General features: G+C 63.3%; 23 protein-coding genes and 1 tRNA gene. 5 read left to right on the forward strand and 19 right to left on the reverse strand.

What is annotated here, in order from left to right; genetic code table 11:
- Positions 1-22: 22 nt before the first annotated feature.
- Positions 23-982: a Gfo/Idh/MocA family protein gene (locus LB569_RS17440; RefSeq protein ID WP_224693470.1), complete on the reverse strand. Its 960-nt coding sequence runs from the start codon at positions 980-982 to the stop codon at positions 23-25.
- A 238-nt stretch (positions 983-1,220) separates the two neighbouring features.
- On the opposite strand from LB569_RS17440, the gene LB569_RS17445 reads away from it, so the two are divergent.
- Positions 1,221-1,297, forward strand: a tRNA-Met gene (locus LB569_RS17445).
- A gap of 183 nt (positions 1,298-1,480) precedes the next feature.
- Here LB569_RS17445 and LB569_RS17450 read toward each other — a convergent pair.
- Positions 1,481-3,526, reverse strand: coding sequence for an SPFH domain-containing protein (locus LB569_RS17450; RefSeq protein WP_224693344.1), 2,046 nt, complete (start codon positions 3,524-3,526; stop codon positions 1,481-1,483).
- A 637-nt stretch (positions 3,527-4,163) separates the two neighbouring features.
- Between LB569_RS17450 and LB569_RS17455 the strand changes: the two genes are divergently transcribed.
- The gene (locus tag LB569_RS17455; RefSeq protein ID WP_224693345.1) at positions 4,164-5,474 is read left to right on the forward strand and encodes an NRAMP family divalent metal transporter; all 1,311 of its coding nucleotides are present in this window, start codon (positions 4,164-4,166) and stop codon (positions 5,472-5,474) included.
- A gap of 154 nt (positions 5,475-5,628) precedes the next feature.
- Here the strand turns inward: LB569_RS17455 and pldH are convergent, their stop codons facing one another.
- The 7 genes from pldH to LB569_RS17490 all read right to left on the reverse strand — a co-directional run bounded on the left by pldH (position 5,629) and on the right by LB569_RS17490 (position 13,175).
- Positions 5,629-6,375, reverse strand: coding sequence for a pyridoxal 4-dehydrogenase, SDR-type (gene pldH / locus LB569_RS17460; RefSeq protein ID WP_140704658.1), 747 nt, complete (start codon positions 6,373-6,375; stop codon positions 5,629-5,631).
- Between the two features lie 38 nt (positions 6,376-6,413).
- Positions 6,414-7,592 (reverse strand): pyridoxamine--pyruvate transaminase, encoded by a 1,179-nt coding sequence (gene ppaT, locus LB569_RS17465; RefSeq protein ID WP_224693347.1) that lies wholly within the window; start codon positions 7,590-7,592, stop codon positions 6,414-6,416.
- 25 nt (positions 7,593-7,617) lie between these two features.
- The gene (gene pldA / locus LB569_RS17470) at positions 7,618-8,424 is read right to left on the reverse strand and encodes a 4-pyridoxolactonase (protein ID WP_224693348.1); all 807 of its coding nucleotides are present in this window, start codon (positions 8,422-8,424) and stop codon (positions 7,618-7,620) included.
- 48 nt (positions 8,425-8,472) lie between these two features.
- A complete protein-coding gene (locus tag LB569_RS17475; RefSeq protein ID WP_140704653.1) occupies positions 8,473-9,408 on the reverse strand; it encodes a putative B6 ABC transporter permease subunit 1 in 936 nt (311 codons plus the stop codon).
- A gap of 1 nt (position 9,409) precedes the next feature.
- Positions 9,410-10,504, reverse strand: a complete 1,095-nt coding sequence (locus LB569_RS17480) for a putative B6 ABC transporter permease subunit 2 (RefSeq protein WP_224693349.1) — start codon at positions 10,502-10,504, stop codon at positions 9,410-9,412.
- Positions 10,501-12,069, reverse strand: a complete 1,569-nt coding sequence (locus LB569_RS17485; RefSeq protein ID WP_224693350.1) for a putative B6 ABC transporter ATP-binding protein — start codon at positions 12,067-12,069, stop codon at positions 10,501-10,503. Before LB569_RS17485 ends, LB569_RS17480 begins: the two co-directional genes overlap by 4 nt.
- A gap of 77 nt (positions 12,070-12,146) precedes the next feature.
- A complete protein-coding gene (locus tag LB569_RS17490; protein ID WP_224538914.1) occupies positions 12,147-13,175 on the reverse strand; it encodes a putative B6 ABC transporter substrate-binding protein in 1,029 nt (342 codons plus the stop codon).
- On the opposite strand from LB569_RS17490, the gene LB569_RS17495 reads away from it, so the two are divergent.
- Positions 13,174-13,701 (forward strand): hypothetical protein, encoded by a 528-nt coding sequence (locus LB569_RS17495; RefSeq protein WP_224693351.1) that lies wholly within the window; start codon positions 13,174-13,176, stop codon positions 13,699-13,701. The genes LB569_RS17490 and LB569_RS17495 overlap by 2 nt on opposite strands.
- A gap of 35 nt (positions 13,702-13,736) precedes the next feature.
- On the opposite strand, the gene LB569_RS17500 is transcribed toward LB569_RS17495, so the two are convergent.
- From LB569_RS17500 to LB569_RS17545, 10 genes are all read right to left on the reverse strand, one after another.
- Positions 13,737-14,747, reverse strand: coding sequence for an ABC transporter substrate-binding protein (locus LB569_RS17500; RefSeq protein ID WP_224538918.1), 1,011 nt, complete (start codon positions 14,745-14,747; stop codon positions 13,737-13,739).
- 38 nt (positions 14,748-14,785) lie between these two features.
- Positions 14,786-15,601 carry an ABC transporter permease gene (locus LB569_RS17505; protein WP_224693352.1) on the reverse strand — a complete coding sequence of 272 codons (816 nt, stop codon included), beginning with the start codon at positions 15,599-15,601 and terminating at the stop codon, positions 14,786-14,788.
- The gene (locus LB569_RS17510; protein ID WP_224693353.1) at positions 15,598-16,431 is read right to left on the reverse strand and encodes an ABC transporter ATP-binding protein; all 834 of its coding nucleotides are present in this window, start codon (positions 16,429-16,431) and stop codon (positions 15,598-15,600) included. The genes LB569_RS17505 and LB569_RS17510 overlap by 4 nt, the downstream gene beginning before the upstream one ends.
- 2 nt (positions 16,432-16,433) lie before the next feature.
- Entirely contained in the window at positions 16,434-17,363 is a 930-nt protein-coding gene (gene fhmpcd1 / locus LB569_RS17515; RefSeq protein ID WP_224693471.1) for a 5-formyl-3-hydroxy-2-methylpyridine 4-carboxylate 5-dehydrogenase, read from the reverse strand.
- The gene (locus LB569_RS17520) at positions 17,363-19,000 is read right to left on the reverse strand and encodes a GMC family oxidoreductase (protein ID WP_224693472.1); all 1,638 of its coding nucleotides are present in this window, start codon (positions 18,998-19,000) and stop codon (positions 17,363-17,365) included. The genes fhmpcd1 and LB569_RS17520 overlap by 1 nt, the downstream gene beginning before the upstream one ends.
- A gap of 109 nt (positions 19,001-19,109) precedes the next feature.
- On the reverse strand, positions 19,110-19,832 hold the full coding sequence (locus LB569_RS17525; RefSeq protein WP_224538926.1) for a class II aldolase/adducin family protein: 723 nt from the start codon (positions 19,830-19,832) through the stop codon (positions 19,110-19,112).
- A 70-nt stretch (positions 19,833-19,902) separates the two neighbouring features.
- Positions 19,903-20,361 (reverse strand): YbhB/YbcL family Raf kinase inhibitor-like protein, encoded by a 459-nt coding sequence (locus LB569_RS17530; protein ID WP_224693355.1) that lies wholly within the window; start codon positions 20,359-20,361, stop codon positions 19,903-19,905.
- A gap of 28 nt (positions 20,362-20,389) precedes the next feature.
- A complete protein-coding gene (locus LB569_RS17535; RefSeq protein ID WP_140704634.1) occupies positions 20,390-20,980 on the reverse strand; it encodes an amino acid synthesis family protein in 591 nt (196 codons plus the stop codon).
- Positions 20,981-21,051: 71 nt separating this feature from the next.
- On the reverse strand, positions 21,052-22,191 hold the full coding sequence (locus tag LB569_RS17540; protein WP_224693356.1) for an FAD-dependent oxidoreductase: 1,140 nt from the start codon (positions 22,189-22,191) through the stop codon (positions 21,052-21,054).
- Between the two features lie 44 nt (positions 22,192-22,235).
- Positions 22,236-23,072 (reverse strand): alpha/beta fold hydrolase, encoded by an 837-nt coding sequence (locus LB569_RS17545; protein WP_224693357.1) that lies wholly within the window; start codon positions 23,070-23,072, stop codon positions 22,236-22,238.
- A 62-nt stretch (positions 23,073-23,134) separates the two neighbouring features.
- On the opposite strand from LB569_RS17545, the gene LB569_RS17550 reads away from it, so the two are divergent.
- Together LB569_RS17550 and LB569_RS17555 are read left to right on the forward strand one after the other, a co-directional pair.
- The gene (locus tag LB569_RS17550) at positions 23,135-23,911 is read left to right on the forward strand and encodes a GntR family transcriptional regulator (protein WP_224693358.1); all 777 of its coding nucleotides are present in this window, start codon (positions 23,135-23,137) and stop codon (positions 23,909-23,911) included.
- Between the two features lie 141 nt (positions 23,912-24,052).
- A complete protein-coding gene (locus LB569_RS17555) occupies positions 24,053-25,609 on the forward strand; it encodes a GMC family oxidoreductase (protein ID WP_224693478.1) in 1,557 nt (518 codons plus the stop codon).
- Positions 25,610-25,659: the final 50 nt, after the last annotated feature.

Below are 25,659 nucleotides of genomic sequence, written 5' to 3' on the forward strand. Positions count from 1 at the left end.
GGAGTAGAATTTCCAAACGGTCTCAGGATTTGGTGTGGGTGACGGTCCCCGCCGTCAGGATGCGCAGCACCCTGATCGCTTCCTCGCCGCTGGTGCGCGGTTCGGCGCGCGTCTCGATGCACTGGATGAAATGCTCCAGTTCGCGCGTCAGCGGCATGCCCTGGGCAACCGCGACATAGGACGGCTCGTTCGTGGTGAACGCCCACTGGCCGCTGTCCTGCCACACCGCGTGGCGGTAGACGGCAAGCTTGCGCTCCCATGGCTCGACGTCGTCGAACACCGCCATCGCCTTGGTGCCGACCACGGTCAGCCGCCGCTCGCGATACGGGTTGAGCCGCGAGGTGAAAAGATGGCTGCGCAGCCCGTTGGGAAAGCGCATGTGCAGATGCGCGAAATCGCTGAGATTGTCGAGGAGTGCCGCCCCCTCGCCGCGCACCTCGATCGGCTCGGTGCCGGTGATGGCCAGGATCATCGACAGATCATGCGGCGCCAGGTCCCAGAGCGCATCGTTCTCGGTATGGAACTTGCCGAGCCCCAGCCGGTGCGAATGGATGTAGCGGACCTCGCCGAGCTCGCCCTTGTCGATAAGCCCTTTCAGCGTCTCGAAGGCGGGATGGAAGCGCAGGACATGGCCGACCATGAACACGCGCTTATTGTCCTTGGCCGCCTGCACCGAGCGCTCGGCATCGGCCACCGTCAGCGCGATCGGCTTTTCCACCAGCACGTCCTTGCCGTTCTCGACGGTGCGCACGGCGAGATCGGCATGGAACTGCGGCGGCAGGGCCATGATGATGGCGTCGATGTCATCGCGGACGAACAGCTGGTCCGGCTCGATCGCCAGGCAATCCTGTTCGCTGGCGAAACCTTCGGCGCGGGCACGATTGGTGTCGGAAACCGCGTGCAAGGCGCCGAGCGCCTTGAGGGTGCGGATGTGGTTGGAGCCCCAGTATCCGCAACCGAGGACTGCAATGCGCGGCTTCATCTGTGTCAACTCTAAAAACTCGTGGCCGAGACATAGCGACGTGCCCCGTCGAACTCAACCCCGGCGGCCGCATCCAGCTGTTCGCGCGGCAAAGCTTTTCGCCAATGAGAATATGCGCCGATATCGAATGCATCGAAGCTTGACAGCCTTGCCCTCCCAACCTTATATCCGCCCGACCTTGGCGAACGCCTCGAAATGCCTTGCGATTTAAGGCGGATTTCGGGGCTGACGCCGCCCTGGCGGGGTAGCTCAGTTGGTTAGAGCACGGGAATCATAATCCTGGGGTCGGGGGTTCAAGTCCCTCTCCCGCTACCACTTCAAACCCACTGTCGCATGTTGTGTTTGCAGCGACCGGCTGATGCAGCCCGCTTTTCGGCATGCAGGGTCGCTGAGTGGAGAGTCACGGTCGGGGGCGGCCCAAGATAGCAGGCGCCGCACCCAGCCCGGTATGTTTTCGGCAGAGCGCAAAATGGGCCGGTGCAACCGGCCCATGTCAGATCAATCCTCTTCAACGGGTGCCGGGGCCTCATCCGGTAGGATTTGCGGTCCAACCCGATCGGCAACCAGCATCGAAAGCATCATCTCGACAAGGCCGTTGGCGGCCCCCTTCTCGCCACCGGTAGCGCCGATCTGGATCTGCGGCACGAGCGGTAGCCTGCCATTCTCGATCGCCTCGGCGAAGCGCATGAGTACCTGCGAGTTGAGCTGATAGTCCGGGCCGCCGAAGGCCGCGACCTTCTTCTGCGTGGCTTCGGCCTCCGCCAGACCGACGGCGCGAACCCTCTCGGCATCCGCAAAACCGGTCGCCTTGATGCGTTCGGCATCGGCAAACGCGATAGCCTTGATCATGTCGGCCTCGCCTTGGCCGCCGAGGCGCACCTTCTCGGCCTCCGCCTTGGCGGTGACCTGAATGGTTTCCGCCTGCTGGCGGGTGCGGGCGAGTTGCGCCTTGCCCTCGTTCTCACTGATCTCGATGGTAAGTGCCGAAGTCGTGATCTTGGCTTGCTGTTCGGCGAGCGCCTCCTTCTCACGCAACGTGCGTTCCTGGATGGCCGCCTTCTCCTGCAATTTGTAAGTCTCGACCTTTTCGACCGCAATCTGGCGCTCGCGCAGCTGGATCAGGATTTGCTCTATGCTGTTCTGGCCGTTGCCAGCACGTGGCGTACCAATCAACACTTCCTGCAGCTCGAGGCTGTAGGTATTGAATTTTTCGCGCATCTCCTCGCCCGATTTGCGCTGGATATCGCTACGCTCCTGCAAAAGCTGGATCAGCGTCTTTGTCTGGGCGATATTCTTGAAGTAGGCAGAGACCATCGGATCGAGCGTCTGTTCGACCAGCCGCTTGATGTCACCGAAGCGCTGCACCACGAGCGGCGCCTTCATATAGTCGATATGCACGACAACTGAGAGCGGCAGCACGGGCTCGAACGCATCCTTGGTGATCAACGACACCTCGGACAGGTTCTCGTCCAGCCTGTGTTCGCCGAACTGCTCCTTCGTCCATTTGAGCACGAAGTTGGTGGTCGGCACGGTGATGATTTTGCCGGCATAGGTATTGAACGCATACTTGCCCGGCAGCAGCGGCGTTGACCAGACACCGCGTGCGCCGATTTCGACCAGCTCGCCGTGACGGTATGCCTGCCCGGATATGTCCGCGCCGTGGCGGCCATTATAGGAGACGACGACACCCACCGTGCCAACGTCGATGATCGTCTTCTCGACCAGTTCGACGGTGGCGAAAATGCGATTGAGGAAGTAGCTGCCGTCGGCCAGCACCTGCAACTGCCGGCCACGGTAGCCACCGGCATTGAGAAACTTCTCCGGATCCTGGAAATTGTTGTGGAAGTTCGGGTCGTTCGGATCGTTGGCGACGGTCGGTGCGATGATCTCGCCGTCCGGTAGGGCCGGACCGTCATGGATGGTGACGATACCGATCATGTCCTCGGCATTATGGATGACGACCGGCTCAAAGCCGCCCCGCTCCGAGATCATGCTGGACATATTGGCAAAAAGGTTTTGTTCCGACGAGCTCAGGCTAACGGAATGGATCGACTGGGCGGTGAGCACGATGAATTGTGCGAGATTGATGGCATAGGTGCCTTCGCGCAAGATCTTGCGCTGCGGTCCTTTCTGGCCGCCTTTTTCGAGAAAGCCGCGCACATCCTGGAAATCATCGGCCTCGGTGTTGGAAGCAAGCGTCTGCGTCGGAGGCAGCGGCTTGCCATCACGTGCAAAGACATAGCCGATCTGGCCTTGCGGGATGGTGACAAGATTGGCGCGATGCATCGAATATTGGAACGGCATGAAGAAATGCAGGCCACCGCGCACGACCTCCGGCTGGTAGCCTGCCTCACGGTTGAGCGCGATGAAGCCATTGCTGACGGAGCCGCGAAAACTCCATAGTTTTTCCAAGATGCCGAGCCTGTCGTTCGGGATGTAGCGGACCACGCCGCTCCACCAGAACAGGATCGCCAGCACGATGACGAGCACGGCCACCTCGATAGCCATCCATTCCATCGGGCCGAGATATTGTAGGGCTTCCATCTCTTCTCTCCTATGGGGCGCACGGGTTCGTTCACCCGGCGGTCACCCGGTTGGTGTTGATCTATGAGGCGGGGAGATTGCGCACCGACACGCGCGACACACTAAGGGCGTGTCGAACGTTTGGGCTGCTCATTGTATGGGAAAATGACCGCGCGTCCCGAGTCCCCCGGTAAGGGCAGGCGCGGCCGTGAGCGATGTCACATCGGTGTTGCCTTGATAGACATTACAGAGAATGACGTAGGGATCGCGCCGGCAGGTTTAAAGATATTCCGCGCGGAAATCGTATAAATCGCTGAAACAGCATCTCGCATACTTTACTACGGACTCACTCCAGATGAATATTGCTGGAAATGGGGTTTAAGTGCGCTAGGCGCCGAACTGCGCGGCTCCAAGATCTACCCCCGCGAAGGCGGCGGGGCTCGGACGCAAACCGTGGTTGCCCCCGCCAAAAAGCTCCTGCCAAGCGGCCGTTGGTATCTTGTCGCTTGGAGTGTGCTTCCTTTGCTGGCGACATGATATTTCTCACGCGCTGAAGGGCTACTGCCGGGCGTTTCAGCAATGACTAAAGGAACCGAACGGCGATTGCCGGAGTTGCTTCAAGCGGACGTCGAACGGGCCGCGTTTCTGGAGCAGCTGCATGAGCGACATAGGCGCCGAAATCTCTGAGAAACAGAGCAGCATTCGGGCAAAAGGGCCATTCCAACGTTTTCTTCGCACAATAGGACCTGGTTTCATCACAGGCGCCTCTGACGACGACCCTTCGGGAATCGGCACATACAGCCAGGCGGGCGCCCAGTTGGGGTTCAATGTCGGTTGGACCATGGTGTTCACGTTCCCGCTCATGGTCGCGATCCAGGAGATAGCGGCGCGAATAGGCCGGACGACAGGTCGAGGGATTTCCGGCAATCTCTGCCGACACTACCCGTCTCCCCTGATGTATTTCGTGGCGTCGCTCCTGTTCGCCGCCAACGTGATAAACATCGGGGCAGACCTGAGCGCGATGGCCGATGCGCTGCGATTGCTGGTGGGCGGCCCAAGCTGGCTCTACGTTGTCGCGTTCGGCCTGGCGTGCGTTCTGGCGATCGTCTTTCTCGACTACAGCCGGTACGTCACCGTTCTGAAATGGACAACGCTGAGCCTCTTTGCCTATGTGGTGGCCGCGTTTCTGGCTGATATCCCATGGGGCGAAGCTCTCAAGGGTGTCGTTCTTCCGCACATGGAATGGAACCGGGCGTACTTCACCACGCTGCTGGCCATACTCGGCACGACGATTTCTCCCTACCTGTTTTTCTGGCAGGCGTCGCAAGAGGTCGAAGAGGAGAAGATCGACCCGAAGGCCAAGCCGCTGAAGTGGGCTCCGTGGCAGGCGCCGGGCGCCTTCCGGCGCATTCGCGCCGACACGGTGGTCGGCATGGCTTTCTCGAACCTGATCGCCATTGCGATCATCCTTACGACGGCCGCCACGCTGCACAAGGCAGGGGTGACCGACATCAATTCATCGACCGATGCGGCCAAGGCCTTGGAGCCGGTCGCGGGCAAATTCGCCTTTGCGATCTTTGCGATGGGGATCATCGGCACCGGCCTTCTCGCGGTGCCGGTTCTCGCGGGCTCGGCCGCTTTCGCCGTGGGCGAGGCGCGCCGTTGGCCAGTGGGGCTGGAGCGCAAGCCGAAGCAAGCGATGGCATTTTACGCGACCTTGGCCGCCGCCGTGGCGTTGGGAATGGGCATCATGCTCACGCCGATCGATCCCATAAAGGCGCTTTACTGGAGCGCGGTCATCAACGGCATATGCGCCGTTCCCGTGATGGTCGTGATGATGCTGATGACCGGGCGTTCCGACATCATGGGCGAATTCCCCGTCGAGGGTTGGCTGCGCTTTCTCGGCTGGCTCGCGACGACAGCAATGGGGCTATCCGTGCTCGGCCTCGCGCTGCAATGGGTCTTATAAACGCCACGCATCCCGACCGGTCGCAGGACGCTTGCTGCGACACGGTCGTTGGGCCGATCTAGCCCCTAAGCCTGCGAACGAGTACGCAAAGGCCCGCCTCGCTCGAGTCGATCCACATAGCCTCAGGCGGGTCGCTATCTCCCCGCCACCGGCTCTAGTGCCTGATCATCCCGGCATCGACATTCAGCGTCTGGCCGGTGATCCAGCGGGCGTCTTCGCTCGCCAGGAACGACACGACGTCGGCGATATGCTCGGGCTGGCCCTTGCCCTTCATCGCCTGCAGCATCTCGACGAAGCCGAATGCCTCGTTGTGCGGGCTGGCCTTGACGCCGTCGCTCTCGATCAGGCCGGGCGTCACCGCATTGGCCGTGATGTTGTACTTGCCAAGCTCGGTGGCCAGCGCCCGGGTGAAACCGATGACGCCGCCCTTGGCCGCGACATAGGCCGCCATGTTCGGCGTGCCGGCGAAGAAGGTGTTGGAGGCGATGCTGATCACGCGTCCAGCCTTGCCCGCCGCCCGCATCTGGTCGGTCGCCGCGCGGGTGACGATGAAGGTCCCCGTCAGGTTGACGTCGATGATCTTGCGCCAATGGTCGAGGTCGACATCGTCCCAGGCGACGAACGGCACGATGCTGGCATTGTTGACCAGGATGTCGACGCCGCCGGTCAGCGCCTGGATCTCGCCGAACAGCGCCTTGACCGAGGCCGGATCAGAGATGTCGGCCGCGACATCCTTTGCCTTGCCGCCGATCGCGGCGGCGGCGGCCTTGGCCCCTTCGCCATTGATGTCGCTGACGATGACGGTCGCGCCGTCGGCCGCCAGCCGCGCCGCGATCGCCTTGCCGATGCCTTGTGCGGCGCCCGTCACCAGCGCCGTCTTCCCCGCAAGCCGTTCAGTCATGGAAATCCTCCCTCAATACCTAATCTTGTGATGTCTGTTCAGGCGTCGGCGTCGATCACGGCCAGTGCCGCGTCGATACCCTTGCCGACCGCAAGCTTCTGGCCTGCCGCGTTCATGGCGCCGCCAAGCGCCGTCAGCGCCGCGATCGCGTAGATGGGCTGCGCCGTCGGGCCCATATGGCCGATGCGCGTAAGCTTCCCCAATGTCTCACCACGGCCAGACGAGAAGACAACGCCGTAACGGGCGCGCGCCGCAGCCCGCAGCGCCTTTTCGTCGACGCCGTCGGGCGTGCGGACGGCCGTGGTGCTCGGCGAGGCGATTGCGTCGCTGGCGGCCCAGATCGACAGGCCCATGGCGACGACACCGGCACGCATGGCCTTTGCCGTGAGCGCGTGGCGCGCCCATACCGCCTCCGGACCCTCGTTGAGATAGAGATCGAGCGCGACATCCAACCCGTTCACTTCGGCCACCGACGGCGTGAACGGGAACGGCTTGTCCCGCGACCAGGCGTTCTCCCAGTCGACGATGCTCAGCACCGATGCGCGCGGTGCTGCCTTGTTGGCTTTCATCTTCGCCCAGGCGCGATCGCTGACGCCCATCAGCGTCAGCGCCGGCGGCGCGCCAAGGCACTTGCCGGGGCCGGTGACGTAGATGTCGGCCTTGCAATCCTCGGGATGCGTCTTCATCCCACCGAAGGACGAAACCGCGTCAACGATCAGGTAGCCGCCATGCGCCGAGACCAGCGCGCCGATGGCGTCGATCGGGTTGATCGTGCCCGACGGCGTGTCGTGATGGCAGACCGACACGATGGTGATTTCCGGATGCGCCTTCAGCATGTCGGCGACCGCCTGCGGGTCGATCGCCTCGTTATAGGGCACTTCGATTTCGAGCAGATGCGGCGAATAGCGTTTCGCCCAGTAACCAAAACCCTTGCCATAGACGCCGGAAGCAAGATTGAGCACGACATCGTCTGGCGTGATCAATGACGCCGCCGCAGCCTCGAGGCCCAGCACCGGTTCGCCATGCAGGATGAGGGGTTTGTTGGAAAGCCGCATCGCCTTCTGCGCCTTGTCGACCACCCTCTCGTAGAAGAGCTGGAACGCCGGGTCGTAGTCATAGAGGACCGTGCGCGAGAGGCCGCGCAGCACTTCGGGATAAGCGTTCACCGGCCCTGCGGTCAGCGTGATGACCGGATCGGCGTGTTCGAGATAGCGCATGGTTTTGGTCTCCGATTGACGGCGGTCAGCCGTAGAACTGCGTGCCGGTCTTGTAGGTCTTGAAGTTGTCCATGTCGTGCGAGTACATCAGCTCGGCGCCGTGGTCCTCCGCCAGCTTTTTCACCTTGCGCATCGAATTGACGCCCGCGACCGGGTCGATGTGGAAGGCCGCCTGGCAAAGCGTTTCAAGGCTCTTCTGGGTGTAAGCGGCGTCGATGGTGAACATGATCGGCTTGCGCTTGGGAAACTCGACCAGGAGGCTGTAATGGCCGATCGAGTGGCCTGGCGTCGAGATCAGCTTGACGCCCTTGGCCAGCTCGATGTCGCCGTCGATGCCTTCGAAGGTGGAGTTGGCGCGCGTCGTGCCTTCCAGCAACTGCGCGGTGGCGCCGCGCGCCTCCGCCGCCTCGGCCGAGAAGCTCAGGTCGGAATAGCCGAGATGTTCGAAGGGCTGCGGATTGCAGGCCTGCGGCACCTCCGTGCGGTGGCAGATCTTCTTGGCGTGCGGGAAATGTTTGTTGCCGCCGCAATGGTCGAAATGGAAGTGCGAGTTGACCACGACATCAATGTCTTTCGGTTCCAGCCCAAGCAGGCCGAGCGCGCCGGGAATGGTCTGGTGCTTTTCCTGGATCGGCTTCTCGAAGGGCAGCACCTTCATGACGTGGTCGTAGTCATAGCCGGTGTCGATGAGGAAGCGGCCCTCCGCATGCTCGATGAGGATCGAATAGACGGGGAAGCGCACTTCGCCGCCCGGACCGCGATTCCAGAACACGTGATAACCGTCGAGGACGAGCGAGCCGCCGTCGAGCAGGTAGACCTTGGTATCCGACATTGTTGCCTCCGTTTTCGGCGCGGGTCCCATCCGCGCATCTGGTTTTTCTCAGCGCGCCCCGCGCTCGTATGGAATGCCGAGTGCAGCCGGCAGGCTGGCCCGCCGCCCGAACAGCACCAGCATGATCATCACCGCCAGGAACGGCAGCATCTGGATGACGTCGGTCGGGATGTTGATGCCCGCCACCTGCATGGCCGTCGTCAGCGACAGGCAGACGCCGAACAAAAGCGCGCCGAACAGCACCCAGACCGGACGCCCGCGCGCCAGCATGGCCAGCACGATGCCGAGGAAGCCGGCGCCATTGGTGATGAAGGGGATGAACAGGCCCGCCCCGACATTGGCGAGATAGGCGCCGCCAAGCCCGGCCAGCGCGCCGGTCGAAAGCACGGCGATAGTGCGGGTCCTGATGACGTCGATGCCCGCAACATCCAGTGCTGCCGGCTTGTCGCCGGCGGCCTGCAGATTGAGGCCGAGCTGCGTGCGCCTGTAGAGGTAGCCCATCGCGAACACCAGCGCGACCGCCAGATAGACGATCAGATGATGCTTGAAGAAGGCCGGGCCGATCACCGGAATGTCCGACAGCAGCGGAATGACGGTTGCGTCCGCCGCCGGCAGGCGGGGATAACTGCGCGAGAATTGAAAATGGTGGAGCAGCGCCGTCAGGCCTTCGAGGCCGAGCGTCAGCGCGATACCGATGACGATCTGGTTCAGCCCGATGCGCACGCAAAGCAGCGCCATGATCAGCGCCACCGCCATGCCGCCGGCGGCGCCGGTGAGGAATCCCAGCCACAGCGATCCCGAATAGAAGGCGCCGACGAAGCCGAGATAGGCGCCGGCCAGCATCATGCCCTCGATGCCGATGTTGAGCACCCCGGCCTTTTCCGACATCTGCTCGCCGAGCCCGGCAAGCAGCAGCGGAATGGCGGCCGTGACGGCGCCGAACAAGAGCGCGCTGAGAAAGACTTCGCTGAACAGCCCGGTCATGTCAGGCCTTTCTCGACTGGTGATAGCGGTGGTCGACATACTCGGCGAGAGCGAGCACGATCAGCACGATGGAGACCAGCACCAGCGTGAAATGATTGGGCACGCCAAGCCGGCGTGCGGCGCTCTCGCCGCCGATCGACAACACGGAAAGCAGGAACACGAAACCTATCGCGGCAAAGCCGTTCATGCGGGCGAGGAACACGGCCGGGATGACCGCCAGCCCATAGGCCGGGTTCCAGTCGGCACGGACATTGCCCTGCACGCCGATGATGTCGACGGCACCGGCAAGGCCGGCGAGCCCGGCCGAAATGGCAAAGACGGCAATCGTCAGCCCTGGCACGCCCAGCCCCGCATGGACCGCGGCGCGCGGATTGGCGCCGACGATCCTGAGCTTCAATCCGAATGCCGTGCGCGTCATCACCAGATGCACGATGATGATCGCCGCCAGGCCGAGCAGCAGGCCGCTGGTGATGGTGGTTTCGAACAGGCGCGGCAGCCGGTCTTCCACCGGCAGCGTGCGGGTCTGCGGCACGGTGGTGCCGGGATCGCGAAACACCAGCTTGACCAGGACATTGGCAAGCGACGTGCCGAGGAACGTCATCATCAGCGTGGTGATGATCTCGTTGACACCCTGATAGGCGCGCAGCAGCGCCGGCACCAGCGACCAGATCATGGCCACCACCATGGCGATCAGGAACGAACAGAAGAGCGCCAGCCAGGCAGGCAATATCTCCACCAGCACCGGAGCGCTGGCGGCCGCCGTCACCGCGCCGAGCAGGAACTGGCCGTCGCCGCCAAGATTCCACATACCGGCGCGAAAGGCCACGATCAGGCCGGCGGCGAGAAACAACAATGGCGCCATGCGCGTCAGCGTCTGCTGGATGCCGAGCGGCGAGAACAAGCCCTTCTCAAGCACGTAGCCATAATAGGCGAGCGGGTCGACGCCGACGGCAAGCAGGATGCAGCCGGCGATGACGAGAGCGGCAAGGATCGGGCCGATCGTCATCAGCAGCCGATGCAGTATGTCACGGCGCGTGGCCGCCCCGCTCGTGGCATCGAGTGCGGTGGCGGCGGCGGGTGCGGTGTCGATGCTCATGCGGCAAGTCCGATCATCAGGCGGCCGACCCTGGTGCGGGCGTCGTCGGCATTGGCGACGGTGCCGACCAGCGCGCCGTTGGCGATCACCGCGATGCGGTCGCACATGCTGAGCAGTTCCTCGAGGTCGGTGGAGATCAGGAGCACGGCAAGGCCGCGTGCCGCGGTGTCGCGGATGCGCTGGCGCGAAGCCAGCGTATTGGCGAGATCGAGCCCGTAGGTCGGCTTGTTGAAGATCACCACCTTGGCGCCTTCGGCCAGTTCGCGTGCCAGCAGGACCTTCTGGATGTTGCCCCCCGAAAGCCGCCCGACCGGCGTCTTCAGGCTTGGCGTGCGCACATCGTATTCGCGCACGAGTTCGGCGGCGCGCTTGTCGATCTCGGCGCGCTGCTCGACGCCGCCGCGCCAGAACGGCGCCGCGCCGACCTGCTTGAGGAAGAAGTTGATGGAGACCGGGAAGGTGCCGACCGTGCCCTCGCCCAGCCGGTCGTCGGTCAAATAGCGAAGGCCGCGCTGGCGGCGTTCGCCGACACTCAGGGTCTCGATGGCGGCGCCCTCGAGCCGGACCGAACCACCGGTCGCCCCGCGCTGGCCGGCCAAGGCCTCCGCCAGCTGTTTCTGGCCGTTGCCGTCAATGCCTGCGATGCCGAGGATCTCGCCCGGACGGATGTCGAAGGAGATCGACGACAGGCCGGGCGCGTTGTCGGTCGGCGCAACCGTGAGATCCGTGACCTTAAGCAGAGGCGCGGCTTGCGCATCGACGGCGTGGGCCGGACGTTCGACAGCTTCGGGATCATCCTTCTGCTTGCCGAACATCAACTCCACGATCTCGGAAATGATCTCCTGTTCGCCGAGCGCGCGAAATCGCTCAGGCGGTATTTCGCCGACCTTGCGGCCGAGCTTCAGAACCGAGATGCGGTCGCCGAAGGCAGCGGCTTCCCTGAGCTTGTGGGTGATGAAGACGATCGCCAAACCCTGTTCGACGAGGCGGCGCATCAGCGCGCCCAACTCATCGATGCCCTTCGGCGTCAGCATCGAGGTGGATTCGTCGAGGATCAGCAGCCGGCTGTTGCGCACCATGGCGCGCAGGATCTCGACCTGCTGCTGCTCGCCCAGTGAAAGCTCCGAAACCCTGGCATGCAGTTTCACCGTGATGCCGAGGCTGCGGGTGATCTCGGCCACGCGGGCCTCGAGCTCTTCGGTCCTGGGGCGCTGCCACCAGGGTCCGCCAAGAAGCAGGTTCTCGGCGACAGTCAGGGTGGGCACCAGCATCATGTGCTGGAACACCGTTCCGATGCCGAGCGCCAGCGCATGGCGTGGCGACGTGATCGGCGTCGGCTTGCCGTCGACAAGGATGCGCCCCTCGTCCGGCTGCTGCAGGCCCGACAGCATGCCGATCAAGGTGGATTTTCCCGCCCCGTTCTCGCCCAGCAGCACATGCACTTCGCCAGGGCGGATCGACAGGTCGATGCTGTCATTGGCGACAATGCCGGGAAATCGTTTGGTCACGCCTTCGAGCGCGACGATGTCGCTGATATCGACGGGCGATGAAGAAAAACTGCTCATGAAAGCCCAGCACCAGAAAATGGGAACGGTCCGGAGGGGCGAACCGATCGCCCCTCCGGCAGCCGACTTTGATCGCCTTACTGGGCGACGCTTGTCATCAGCGCCCTGACGGCGGCCGCGTCGAAGACCGGCTCGACCTTGATCTTGCCGGAAATGACGTCCTCGCGCAGCGCCTGGATTTCGCCCCAGACCTTGTCCGGGATGGCGGCGGTCTTCAGCAGCTGCACGGAATCGTCCTTGAGGCCGATTGAATAGTGCTTGGTACCGAACGTGTCGGCCTTCAGGTCGGCGATCATCGCCGCGTAGACCGGTTCGATGTTCCACACCACCGACGACAGCAGGAAGCCCTTGTCGATAGGCGACTTGTCACCGATGACGTCGATGAAATAGACCTTGCCGCCATCCGCGGCCTTGGTCGTCTCCACCGCCTGCAGCATGCCGAAGCTGGAGCCGTTGCCCTGGCCGAAGATGATGTCGGCGCCCGAGGCGATGACGCTTTCGGTGACGCGCTTGCCGCCGGCCGCATCGCTATAGGCCGCCGGCCCGATCACCGCATAGGTGATCTTCACGTCCGGGTTTTCCGCCTTCACGCCTTGCGCGAACGCCGCCGACTGCGAGTTCCATGACGGAGGTTCGCCCGACACGACGATGCCGACCGACTTCGAGCGCGACACCTTGGCGGCTAGACGGCCGGCAAGATAAGCGCCCTCATGGCCGCTCAGGGTGTAGTCGGCGACGAGGCCCTTCTCCAGGCCGTTCGGCGTGTCGACGATCGCCACCGGAACCTTCAGTTCCTTGGCGATTTCAGGCGCCGAGGTGTTGTAGCCGCTGGCATGCGCGATCAGCAGGCTGGCGCCGTCGGACGCGAGCTCGCGCAGCGTCGGACGGACATCGCCATAGCCGAGGCCCTGGGCCACGACCACCTCGACGCCGGCGGCCTTGCCGGCTGCCTTGGCGGCGTCGATACCCTGCTGGTTCCAGCCATAATCCGTGCCCTCCTCGGGCGTCAGGATGGCAATCGACTTGACTTCGCCGGCAAACGCGCCGCCCATCAAGACGCCGCACAATACAAATGCACTTACACTGCTCTTAAGAATCTTAAACATGTTACCCTCTCTGTTTGATTTTCCAATCAATATTCTTGTTGTTATTGCGCCGAAGCGAGATAGACTGCCTGAGAAAACTACCCCATGGAGCTCAGGCAAAGTGAAAATCCGTTATGTCCTTCCCGCGATGTTGGCGTTCACATCGCTTGCCAACGCGGTTGAGTTGCACCAGGTGATTGTCCGCAAGGGCACCGATGGGCTCGATATGGTGCCGTTGACGATTTCGAATGCGGGCAAGGAAGGCATTTCCTGCAACGCCGACTTTGCCCACTGGTATTCGGAAGGCATCGCGACGATAGAGCCGGGCGAGAGCGCTCGTGTCGAACTCTGGTTCGACCCCAAGACCGGCACCTTCACCATTCTCAACGACAAGCGCGAGAACCTGCCTGTCGAGCGGCTGTGGTGCGGCCTGGCGGGCCGCGCATATGCCACTCGCGTGCAGATCGCGCTCGACCGGACCGACGCCGCCAAAGGCAAGCGCGAGGTATCCTGCGGCAAGCAGCAGGACGGCCTGGCGTGCCGGTAGGCGCTCATTGATCGATCCGCCCGGGACATCGGGCCCTATTCCTTCGCCAGGAACTTGTCGGTGAAGACGTCGTCGGCCGACAGCGCCGCCTTGAGCACGCCCTGGTCGGTGAGCGTCTTCAGGGTCTCCTCCCACTGCGTCTTCGTCATCCAGCCGAGGCCGTGTTCCTTGGTATCGGGGCTGGTGAAGGTCGAGGCGATATCGGCGTTGATCTGCGCCAGCAGCACATCCTTCTTGTCCGCATAGCCTGGCGCGGCCTTTGCCGTGATCTCGGCGGCTTCTTCGGGATGGGCGACGACATAGTCGAAGGCTTCCCTGTAAGCCTTGACGAAGCGGGCGACGACGTCCGGCTTGTCCTTGATCATCTTCTCCGAGGTGAACAGGCCGGAGCCATAGGCCTTCCAGCCATGGTCCGCGCCCATCATGATGCTGAGCGAACCCGGACCGCCGGCCTTGGCCTCCAGTTCGGGAACCTCGGCGTCGACATAGCCGACCACCGTCTGGACCCGGCCCAGAAGCAGATAGCTCTCATAGGGCGGCGAGACGCTGTTCAGCGTCATGTCTTTTTCGGTCAGGCCGTTTGCCGCCAGGAAGCCCTTGAAGAAGATGTAGGTCGAGCCCGCCGGGTGAATGCCGATGGTGAGGCCCTTGAGATCTTCCGGCTTGGTGAGCTTCACCGTCTTGGCGAGCGACATGATCGCCAGCGGCGAGTGCTGGTTGACCGCCGCCAGCGCCACCACGGGAACGCTCTGCGAGCGGGCGACGGCAAGCGTGGGAAGATCGCCGAAGCCGAAATCCGCGTTCTCGTTGCCCACCAGCCGCATGGCATCCGGCGAGCCGGAACCCTTGCGAATTTCGGCGACGTCGATGTCGTTCTTGGCGAAGAAGCCTTTTTCCTTGCCGACGAAGAACATGGCGTGGTTGCCGCGCACCACCCAGTCGAGCTGGACATTGACCTTGTCGGCCGCCAACGCGGCGTTCGAGAAGCCAAGCGCGCCGGCGAAGGCCGCAAGCGTGGCTACCTTGATAAGTGAGCGTCTCAGCATTTCTTGTTCCCTTTTATTGGCTTGGTTGATCGAGAGGCCTAGGCCTGGCTGAATTTGGGTGCCCACGGCACCACGATGCGTTCGAGGATTTCGGCCGCGTAGTAGAAGGCGATGCCGAGCGCGGAGACGAGCAGCAGCGCCGCGAAGACCAGCGCGGTGTCGAGCTGGGTCGAGGCGAACTGGATGACGTAGCCCAGCCCGTCCGAGGCGCCGGCGAATTCGCCGACGATGGCGCCGATGACGCTCAGCGTGGCCGCGATCTTGGTTCCCGCCATCAGGTTCGGCAGCGAATGCGGAACGCGGATCCTGAACAGGATCTGCGTTTGGCTGGCGCCGACGGAATTCATCAAAGACAACAGCGAGCGATCGACCGACTGCATGCCGGCCAGCATCGACAATGTCACCGGGAAGAAGGCAATGACCAGGATCAGCCCGATTTTGGGCGCCAGCCCGTAGCCAAACCAGAGAATGAAGATCGGTGCCAGCGCCACCTTGGGCACGTTCTGGAACAGCACCACCAGTGGATAAAGCGCCCGCCCCAGCCAGTCGAAGCGCACGATGACCAACGCGATGGCGACGCCGACGACGACCGAGACCAGGAACCCGAACAGGATCTCCCCCGCCGTCACCAGTGTCGCCTGCATCAGCGTTCCCCATTGCGCGACCAGCGATTTCGCGATCTCGGACGGGGCGGGAATGATGAAGGCGGAGATGGCGAAGATCCGCACCACGGCTTCCCACACCACGATGGTCGCCAACAGAAGAATGACCGCCGGCAGCCAACTGCTTGTCGCGGCGGCCCAGTTCGAGGCAAGCCGCGGCTCGGAGAGATTGGTGATGGGTTGATCGCTCATGACCCGCCTCCCGGTTGATGGCTGGCGCGCAGCATCGTGCGCAGTTGAACCACCAGCCGGACGAATTCCGGATCTTCCGTCACCGACAGGTCGCGCGGATAGGGCAGGCCAATGTCGAGGCTCTCGGTGATCCGGCCGGGCTTGATCCCCAGCACATGCACGTGGCGGGACAAATGAATGGCCTCGTCGATCGAATGCGTGACGAGAACGATGGTCTTGCCGGTGCGCTGCCAGATTTCCAGCAGCGACTGGCCCATCTGGTCGCGGGTAATGGCGTCGAGCGCGCCGAACGGCTCGTCCATCAGCAGCACCGCCGGGTCGAGCGCCAGGGCCCGCGCGATGGCGACGCGCTGGCGCATGCCGCCCGACAATTCGTTTGGACGCTTGTGAGCGCTGTCGCCCAGGCCCACCAGCTCGAGCATCTCCTGTCCGCGCGCCCGCAACTCCGCGCGCGACAGCGATTTGTCGGCGATGCCGAGCAGCATGGATGCGTTGTCGACGGCATTCTTCCACGGCAGCAGGTTGGCGTCCTGGAACACGAGGCCGATCATGCGCTTGCGCGCCGCCTCGACCGGCGAAAGTCCGGCGATGGAGACGCCGCCGCTCGTCGGATTGACCAACCCGGCCAGAACCTTGAGCAAGGTGCTCTTGCCGCAACCGGAAGGACCAATGAGGGAGACGAACGACCCCTTCGGTATCGCAAGATCGATATTCTGCAGCACCAGTTGCTTGGCCATGACCACCGAAACGCCCTTGGCGGAGATCAGGTCGTCATCGTGGCGGATATGGGCTGGCCGGCCACCTGCTGCTCGAATGGGTTCAATGCGCATGGCTACTCCCGGCCCTCCAGGATGCGCCGCACCGCGACGAGTTTGCGCGCCCGCTCACCTTGCAGCGCCTTTGTCTGCTCGGGCGTGTAGGAGAACATGCCCTCCCCCGACTTGATGCCGAACTTCGACGCGTTGGTCTTTTCCAGCACCATCGGCGCGACGTCGTCGCGCTTGGAGAGATCGCCGTTGAGGAAAGACGAGACGGATTTGTAGATGTCGAGGCCCGCCATATCGAGCAGCGCCATCGGCCCGATCACGGCGATCTTGTAGCCGATGCCCCAGGACACGCAGGTGTCGAGGTCTTCCGGCTCGATGACACCGCGCTCGACGAGGTCGACCGCCTCGCGCAGCAGCGCATAGAGCACGCGGTTTTCGACGAAGCCCGGAACGTCCTTCTTCACCACCACCGGCAACAGGCCGATCGAGCGGATCAGGTCGCGGATGACAATCACGGTCTCCGGCGACGTCTTCTCGCCGGCGATCACCTCGATCATCGGGATGATGTGCGGCGGGTTCGACCAGTGCATGCCCACCATCCGCTCGGGATGCGAGATGTGCGCCTGCAGCTTGGTGATCGGGATGCCCGACGTGTCGGACGCGACGATCGTGTCCGATGCGATCAGGCTGTCGATCGCGCGATAGACATCGGCCTTGATCGAAATGTTTTCAGGCACGTTCTCAATGACGAGGTCGGCGCCCGACACCGCGTCGGCGATGTCATCCGTGAAGCGAATCGTTCCAGGACCGGCAGCAGGCGGTGCGATGCCGAGGGAATCGAGAACGGTCTCCGCCACGCCCAGCATGGTTCCGGCGCGCTCGATCGCGGCTGGGGCGACGTCGTAGGCGACGACCTGCAGGCCGCCCCTGGCTAGCCTTGCGGCCATGCCTGGCCCCATCGTACCCAGACCGATGATGGCGATACGTTGGATCATCACGCTGCCCTGCTTTCCATTGCTATATTCGATGCCGCGATAAGGTCGGCGGCCTTCTCGGCAATCATGATCACCGCCGCGTTGATGTTTCCGCAGACGAGGTCAGGCATGACGGACGCGTCTACCACTCTGAGACCGTCGACGCCGCGAAGCCGCAATTGCGGGTCGACGACCGACGCCGCATCGGCCCCCATCCGGCAGGTTCCGGCCGGATGATGCACGGTGATGGAAGTCTTGCGGATATGTTCGTCGATCTCCTCGTCGCTCTGGCATTTGGGACCGGGAAAGAACTCCGCTTCGATGAAGGGCTGCATGGAGGGCTGCGCCGCCAGATCCCTCGCCACCCGGAAGCCGGCGCGAAGCGACTGCCAGTCCTTCGGCGAGGCGAGGAAATTCTGATGGATCAGCGGTGCCGCGAGGGGATCGGCCGAGGCCAGTTTCACCGCCCCCCGGCTCTCAGGCTGCGTCGCCACGATCCGCGTGGCAAAGCCGTCCGGAAACGGCGCCTTGAACGGCTCGAAATAAGGCCACGCTGCCAGCGGAGCCGCCGTGAACAGCAGTTGCACATCGGGCAACGGCCGCTCCGGGCCGCTTTTCAGGAAAGCAACGACGCCGCCGGGCACGTCGCCCGAAAAACCCCGTCCCGTGAAGTAGGTCTTGGCGAAATCGAACCCAATCCGATCGGCACGCATGTTGCGCAGGAAAGGGCCGCCCGGAGCCCGGCGCCGATACATGAGGATGACCGAGACGTGATCCTGCAGGTTCTTGCCGACCGCCGGCAGATCCACCCGCGTCTGGATACCCTGCGCCGCGAGTTCCTCTGGCGCCCCGATGCCGGACAGCATCAAGAGTTGCGGCGTGTTGATGACGCCGCCCGAGAGCAGAACTTCCTTGCGGGCGACGACCGTCCGTTCGCCACCGTCATGGTTCAGGACCACCCCGGTGGCGCGCGTGCCCTCCAGGATGATCTTCGTCGCCGTCGCTCCGGTCAGGACCGTCAAATTGGGCCGCTTCAGGGCCGGCCGCAGATAGGCGGACGCGGTCGAGCTGCGCCGGCCTTTCGAGATCGTCATCTGGAGGCGGCCGAACCCTTCCTGCCGCTCGCCATTATAGTCGTCGGTCTGCGGATAGCCGGCCTGGACGCTAGCCTGTGCGAAGGCGTCGATCAGCGTGTCCTTGTAGCGGCAGAACTGGGTGCTGACCGGACCATTGCCGCCGCGATATCGGCTCTCGCCGCCTTCCCAGCTTTCCTGCTTGCGGAAATAGGGCAGCACCTTGTCATAAGACCAGTCGCTGAGCCCGCTGGCGGCCCAACGGTCGTAGTCACCGCGATTTCCCCGCACATAGGCCATGGCGTTGGTCGACGACGATCCGCCGATCACCTTGCCGCGCGCGCACTCGACCCGGCGTCCGCCGACATTGTCTTCCGGCTCGCAGAAATACATCCAGTCATGGCGGCGTTCCGTCAGGATCTTGCCCCAGCCAAGCGGTATGTGGATCATGGGGTCGCGATCCCAGCCGCCGGCCTCGAGCAACAGCACCGAACATCGGGGGTCGGCGCTCAGCCGGTTGGCGAGCACGCAACCGGCCGATCCGGCCCCAACGATGACATAGTCGTAACTTTCAGCATGCGGCATGGTGCGTTTCATCGCCTTGGTCCGGCGCTCCTGCGCCAGGGAACTGTTGAAACCGGGACTGGATCATCCCGGCCAGAACCGGGATGGCCCAACTATTCCGCGCACCGCGCTAGGCCAGACCGGCCTCTCGCAGACGCTGCGACCAGTGATTCCATCCTCGATCGATCTGGGCACCGACGAGTTTTCCCGCCGTCCTTATCTCGCCCGGCGACAGATATTTGACAGTGCCGATCCGCAGGCCGGCCGTGAGCGCTGCCGCTTCCTGCTCCAGATAGAAGGCGCGGAAGACGACTTCCCGCACGGAGTTGCCGACATTGACGACGCCATGCCGCGCCATGAGGACCACGGTCTGGCTGCCGAGGCTTTCGGCGATGTCGGCGCAGACGTCGTGGCTGCCGCCGAAGAGATCCGTCTCATCCCCATGCTTGTCGCGGATCTCGTAGACCGGGACCGACTCGCCGATGAAAGCGCCCATGTGGGTGACTGGTCGAAGCGGCGTATCGACGAAGCAGTACGGCAGGACAGCCGGAGAATGGGTGTGGAGCACACACTGAACGTCCGGCCGCGCCTTGTAGATCTCGCTGTGGATATAGCGCTCGAGATAGGACGGCCTGTTGTCCGAGGTTTCGCCGTCGAGGTTGAAACGCTGGATGTCGTCGACGGTTATCAGGCTCGGGGCAAGCTTCTGCGCCAGGAAGAAGCTTTCGGGATCCTCGGGGTCGCGGGCACTGATGTGCCCGAACGTATCCATGATGCCTTCGTTCAGAAGGATCTTCGTCGCCGTGACCAGCTCTTCAAAGACCGTCTGGCGCGCGAGGCTGTTGTCTTTCATTTCCAATTCTCCCATTGCGCGGCGCTGGCGACAATTTTGTTCTTGTTATCGGTCGCCGATGCCGCGGATTTCACTTGTTCTCGTAGAGGCCGACGATCCGGTTCTGCTCGATGATGTTGCCGGCATATGTCTGCAGGAACTCTTCCCTTGTGGGCGTCCCTTCGACCTTGGTGTCGAGGGCATAGACCCAGAAATAATAGTGATGCTCGCCATGGCCAGCCGGCGGCTGAGGGCCGTAATACTGCTTGCCGCCGGCGCCGTTGGGGCCGACGCGGAATTTCTCCTGCGCGTCCGAAAGATCGGTGGCCGACGGATCGATGCCATAGACGACCCAGTGCGTGAAGCCGTTGGGCAACGGCGCGTCGGGATCGTGGCAGATGACCGCGAGCTCCTTCGTGCCCGCCGGCACGCCGCTGACCGTAAGCCTGGGCAATACGTTGCCTTTGTCGCCGGCATGCTCGTCGCGCAGTTTCCCGAGCGGCTCGAAATCCGCCGATGTAATCTTGAGGTCCTTGATATTCAGGGGCATGGAATTTCCTTCGCCAATTTCGATGGAACTAGACACCGGCCTTGAGGTCGGCGACGGTTTTGCCGCCGACGCGCTGATGCACGCGCGGACCCGAAGCGACGGCGACGCAGATCAAAAGCTCATCGGGGCGCGGGCCGTCCGGCACGGAAAAGGTGACGGCGTCATAGTGGGACCGGATGTAGAGCTCGTCCTTGTGGGCGAGCGGGATATCGATGGATGTACCGGCGGCGGCGACCTTGCTGACCGACGAAATCCAGGCCTTGCCACCACCGACCTGCTGGCGCAGCGGATCTCCGAACACCGTGGTGATGCAGGCGACGACATGTTCCTGTTCGCCCGATGTGCCCGCGATGCCGCCCTTGCCATAGCTTTCGACCGGCCTGTTGCCGAGCAGCGCCACGGCACGCTCGCCGAGCGCATGACCAATGGCTGAACTCGGATTTGTCAGCTCGGACAATTCGGCGACGAACTTTCCGGCGAAAGGGTTGCGTATGACGACGCCTGTCGCGACCTTGACGAGCGTGTCGCCGGGTTGGCCGCCATCATGCCGGCTTTCCTGGACCGAGGCGTACCAGCCCCTGACATCGTAATCCCGTTCGACTTCACTGGAATAATTCATCTTTATCTCCTGAAGGGTGCGCACGGTTTCCGCACGCGCCGATTAATTCGTTGACCGGCTGGCCAAAAAAACTACTGCGGCCATGAAAAGACGCCGCGCAGCGGGTCGTAGCGGGCTGCTTCCAATGCTGCCGGCGTGAACATGTTTCCCTTCGAGAGCGAGCGGTTCGCCGCATAGTCGCCGGACAGGGCCTGGCAGCGATCGGTGATCGGGCGAATGCGCTTTTCCCACGCGACGAGCGCGTCCTCGACCGAAGAGCCCGTCTCCAGATCTTGCGACAGGCTGAAGGCATTGACCATCGCGCAGCCGGCGCCCTGCGCAAGAGCCGGGCACATGGCATGCGCGGCGTCCCCCACGAGGGCGACCTTGCCTCTCGTCCAGCTATCGAGCTTGGTGGTTTCATATTTGTCGTACCTGGCGGTTTTCAGCTTCGCCGCCTCGATCAGGCAGGGCTCCAGGAAGGGAAACATCTCGACCCAGACCTCGAGGTCGATCGGCACCTGCGAACCCCGAGGATCGGCGGCCGGGGCCATGAGGCCGAGATAGAGTTCGTTCTCGTTGCAGGGCGAGTAGAGGATGCGCTGGACGCGCGGCCAGAAGTTCCACATGTCTATGGTGTTGTCCCACTCGCCGTGACCGAGCTCCTTCTTCTTGCGAGGGACAATCAGCCGGATGAGACCGTCCTTTGAGACCCACCGATCCTGCTTGAAGCCGATGGAATCCCGGACCTTCGAGCCAACGCCGTCGGCGCCGACGATCAGGTCCGCTTCGAGAACCTCTCCGGTCTGAAGGGTCAGGCGGCCTTCCGGATCGGCGGCGACCGCCTCGGAGTTGACCGATATCTCGACGCCCAGAGCGCGGGCGCGGTTGACCAGCGCATCATGCAGGTGGCTGCGGGTCATGATGCGCCAGGGAAGCCCGTTGAACGTTTCCTTCGAAACGGACTTGTTGTGCATCCAGGTTTCGTAGGTCGGAGGCGTGTGCGAGCCTTGGAGAACATCATCCAGCGCGCCCAGTCCTTCGAGGACCCGAAGGCCGTTGTGCCAGAGATAGATGCCCGCGCCGAATGCCCGTAGCTCCGAGCTCTTTTCATGCAGCCTGACGTCCCAACCGTTCTGCCTCAGCGCGATGGCGGCCGTCAGGCCGGCAAAGCCGCCGCCGGCGACCTCCGCGCGGCGCGCCTTGCCCTGGGTTTTGTGTACATTTGCCATTTTCTATCCTGATGCTGCGTACGAGAAGACGGCGTGCTGCGCCGTCAGGCGTCGATGAAATTGGTGATGGCTTTCAGCGTGATCTCGGGAGAGACCTCGTTGACGTAGTGGTCGGCGCCGGGGACGACGACCACGGGCAGATCCGGCCGCAGCCGGCTGGTCTTTGTCAGCGCCGCCGCCGAAACCAATTTGCTCGCCTCGCCCCGAACGATGAGAACGGGCTTCGCCACGTCCCGATAGGCGGGCGCCAGGTCCGATCGCAGGCCCTTGGCGGTCTGAGCCATGGCCACGGGCGACGCCAATGGCCGCAACCCGCCGTCGACCCGGTGATAGCCGCTCTCGGCCCGTATTCTGATGGCAGCGGCGGGAATGTTCGTATAGCGCCCGGCCAGATAGGATTCGACAGCCTCGAGATTCTCGAAAAGCTGGCTTCCCGCGTTCACGCGGGCCTCCAGCGCGTCCAGGGCCTCGGTCTCGATGTAGGGCGTGAAGTCGATTGCCACGACCGACCGCACCAGGTCTGGATGTCTCACGGCGGCCGTGACGGAATTTCTGGCGCCAAGCGAATGTCCGACGAGGATGGCGGGACCCCGGTCGAGCGTGCGGATCAGGCTGGCAATGTCGTCGGCATAGTCGTTCGCCTCATAGCCGCCTTCCGGCTTGTCGCTGAGGCCGTGCCCCCTCTGATCGACGGCCACGGTCGTGAAGCGATCCGAGAGCCGGGCCATCAACGGCGTGAAGACCGCGGAGTTCGAGGTAATGCCATGGAAGAACAGCATCAACGGGCCGTTGCCGCTTTCGCGCACATTCAAGGCGATACGGCCGGTGTCGATGCGTCGCGAGCCAGATTGGTCGCAAGCTATCTCTGCCGCCATGTCCATGACCTCACCATCACTGCCGTCTCGTTCAAAAGGATCATACAGCCGGAGGGACGTCAAGCGGATTGTCTGACATTCTTGCAATCTTCAGATTTGACAATCTGGCTATTTTCCACGGCGTGACGTATGTTGCTCCGGCGATTGCGACTCAAACCCAAGAGACGTTAGAGATGCCTCCAGATTTGAATTTGCGAATTTCGCCACGGACAGTGCAACGGGAGACGGTCGACAAGTTACGGCTCGCCATCTTCTCCGGGCTGTTCCAGCCGGGAAGCCGCCTCATCGAAAGCCAGCTATGCACACAGCTCGGCATCAGCCGCCCTTCGCTGAGGGAGGCTTTGCGCAGTCTCGAGGCCGAGCGGCTGATCGAGATCGTACCCAACCGCGGCCCCTCTATACCGTCCCTTACGTGGGAGGTGGCAACCGCCATTTACGAGGTTCGAGAGCTGTTGGAAGTCGAGGCGGCGGGACGGTGCGCGTCGAGAATTTCACCTGAGCAGTTGCGTGAACTCGACAAATCCCTCTCCGCGTTCGAAGAGGCGGCGTCCAGCAATGACAGCCTGGCGCAGGTCATGACGGCCGCGGACTTCTATTCCATCATCCTCGCCAATTGCGGCAATCCGATCCTCGAGGAAGTCCATCGCGGCCTGGTGGCCAGGATAAGCTTCTTTCGGGGACGATCCATGTCATTGGACGGCCGGGCACAAAGCAGCCTGGCGGAGATGAAGGAGATATACGAATCCATCGCCGCCGGCGACGAGAAGGCCGCCCGCAAAGCCTCGAAGAACCACCTGTTGAAGGCGAAAGCGGCAGCGAAGATGTCCATGGACAGCGCGACTTGAGTTTTTCGAAAGACAGCTGCTCCGCCTGAAACTCGAAGCCCTTTGATGTCGCGGATCGACTGTCCGCGAACAGGTCGACGCGCGGACCCACGTCGTACGGCGCCCCACTTGCCGAATACGCAAGCGCCAGATGGAGTGATGATGACCATGGCGAATTTCGAACGCGAACGGGATGCCGATTTGGTCATCGTCGGTGGCGGCTCGGCGGGGGCGTTGCTGGCCGCGCGACTGAGCGAGGACCAGGCCTGTCGCGTTCTCCTGATCGAGGCAGGTGAAGAGGCTGTTGACCCCGACATCTGGAACCCCGCGGCATGGCCGGCGCTTCAGGGCCGTGGCTACGATTGGGACTATCGCACGGAGCCGCAAGCCGGCACCGCGGGCCGGGTGCATCACTGGGCACGCGGGCGATTGGTGGGCGGCTCGAGTTGCCTGCATGCGATGGGCTATATGCGCGGCCACCCCCAGGACTTCCAGGCATGGGTCGACGCGACCGGCGATGACAGGTGGGGCTGGGACGGATTGCTGCCCGCGTTTCGGGCCATCGAGGATCACCCGCTCGGCGGCAACGGCCTTTACGGCAAGGGCGGGCCGATGCCGGTCCATTTGCCGACGGACGAGGTCAGTCCGGTCGCGCGCGCGTTCATCGAAGCCGGCGCTTCGCTCGGCTTGCCGCGCCTTGCGGGCCACAACAGCGGACAGATGATCGGCGTCACCCCGAACTCCTTGAACATTCGCGACGGCCGGCGGGTCACGGTGGCCGACGCCTGGCTCACGCCGGCCGTTCGAAGCCGCAAGAACCTGACCATCCTTACGGGATCCCGCGTGCGGCGGCTCAAACTAGCGGGCAATCAGGTCCGCGGCCTCGAAGTCGTGGGACAACAGGGTCCGGTCGAAATCCTTGCGGATCAAATCGTGCTTTGCGCCGGCGCGCTGGAAAGTCCGGCTTTGCTGATGCGCTCGGGCATTGGTCCGCGCGACATGCTCGATGCCGCGGGCGTCGGCTGCCTGATCGATATGCCGCAGGTCGGTCGAAACCTTCAGGACCACCTGCTTGGTGCCGGAAATCTCTATGCGGCCCGCAAACCTGTTCCTCCCTCGCGCCTCCAGCACTCGGAGTCGATGGCCTATATGCGGGCCGACGGGTTTACCGGTACCGGTCAGCCCGAAATTGTCGTTGGTTGCGGCGTCGCGCCGATCGTGTCCGAAAGCTTCGAAGCGCCAGCCCCCGGCACGGCCTACTCGCTGCTGTTCGGCATCACCCATCCGACGAGCCGCGGCAGCGTGCGCATCAGCGGGCCGGAACTCGACGATCGATTGATCATCGACCCCGCATACCTGCAAAGCAACCGGGACCGCGAGCTGTTTCGCCAGGCGCTCGAGGCGGCCCGGACACTCGGGCACCGAGACGAACTCGCCGGCTGGCGAGAGCGCGAGCTCCTGCCAGGCACGCTGAACGGTGTGGCTGAAATGGACGACTTCATCGCGCGGGCGGTCATCACCCACCATCATCCCTGCGGCACTTGCAGGATGGGCAAGGATCCGGACGCCATCGTCGATGCGGACCTGCGGCTCAAGGCGCTCGACAATCTTTTTGTCGTTGACGCTTCGGTCATGCCCAGTCTCACCGCAGGGCCGATACACGCCGCGGTCCTCGCGATCGCCGAGACCTTCGCTCGCCGGAAACTCCTGCCGTCTTGATCGGAAGGCCGGCGAGCTCCACGACGGCCAAAAGCACATCGTCCTTCCAG

The sequence above is a fragment of the Mesorhizobium sp. BH1-1-4 genome (genome assembly GCF_020165665.1).
GTDB lineage: Bacteria > Pseudomonadota > Alphaproteobacteria > Rhizobiales > Rhizobiaceae > Mesorhizobium.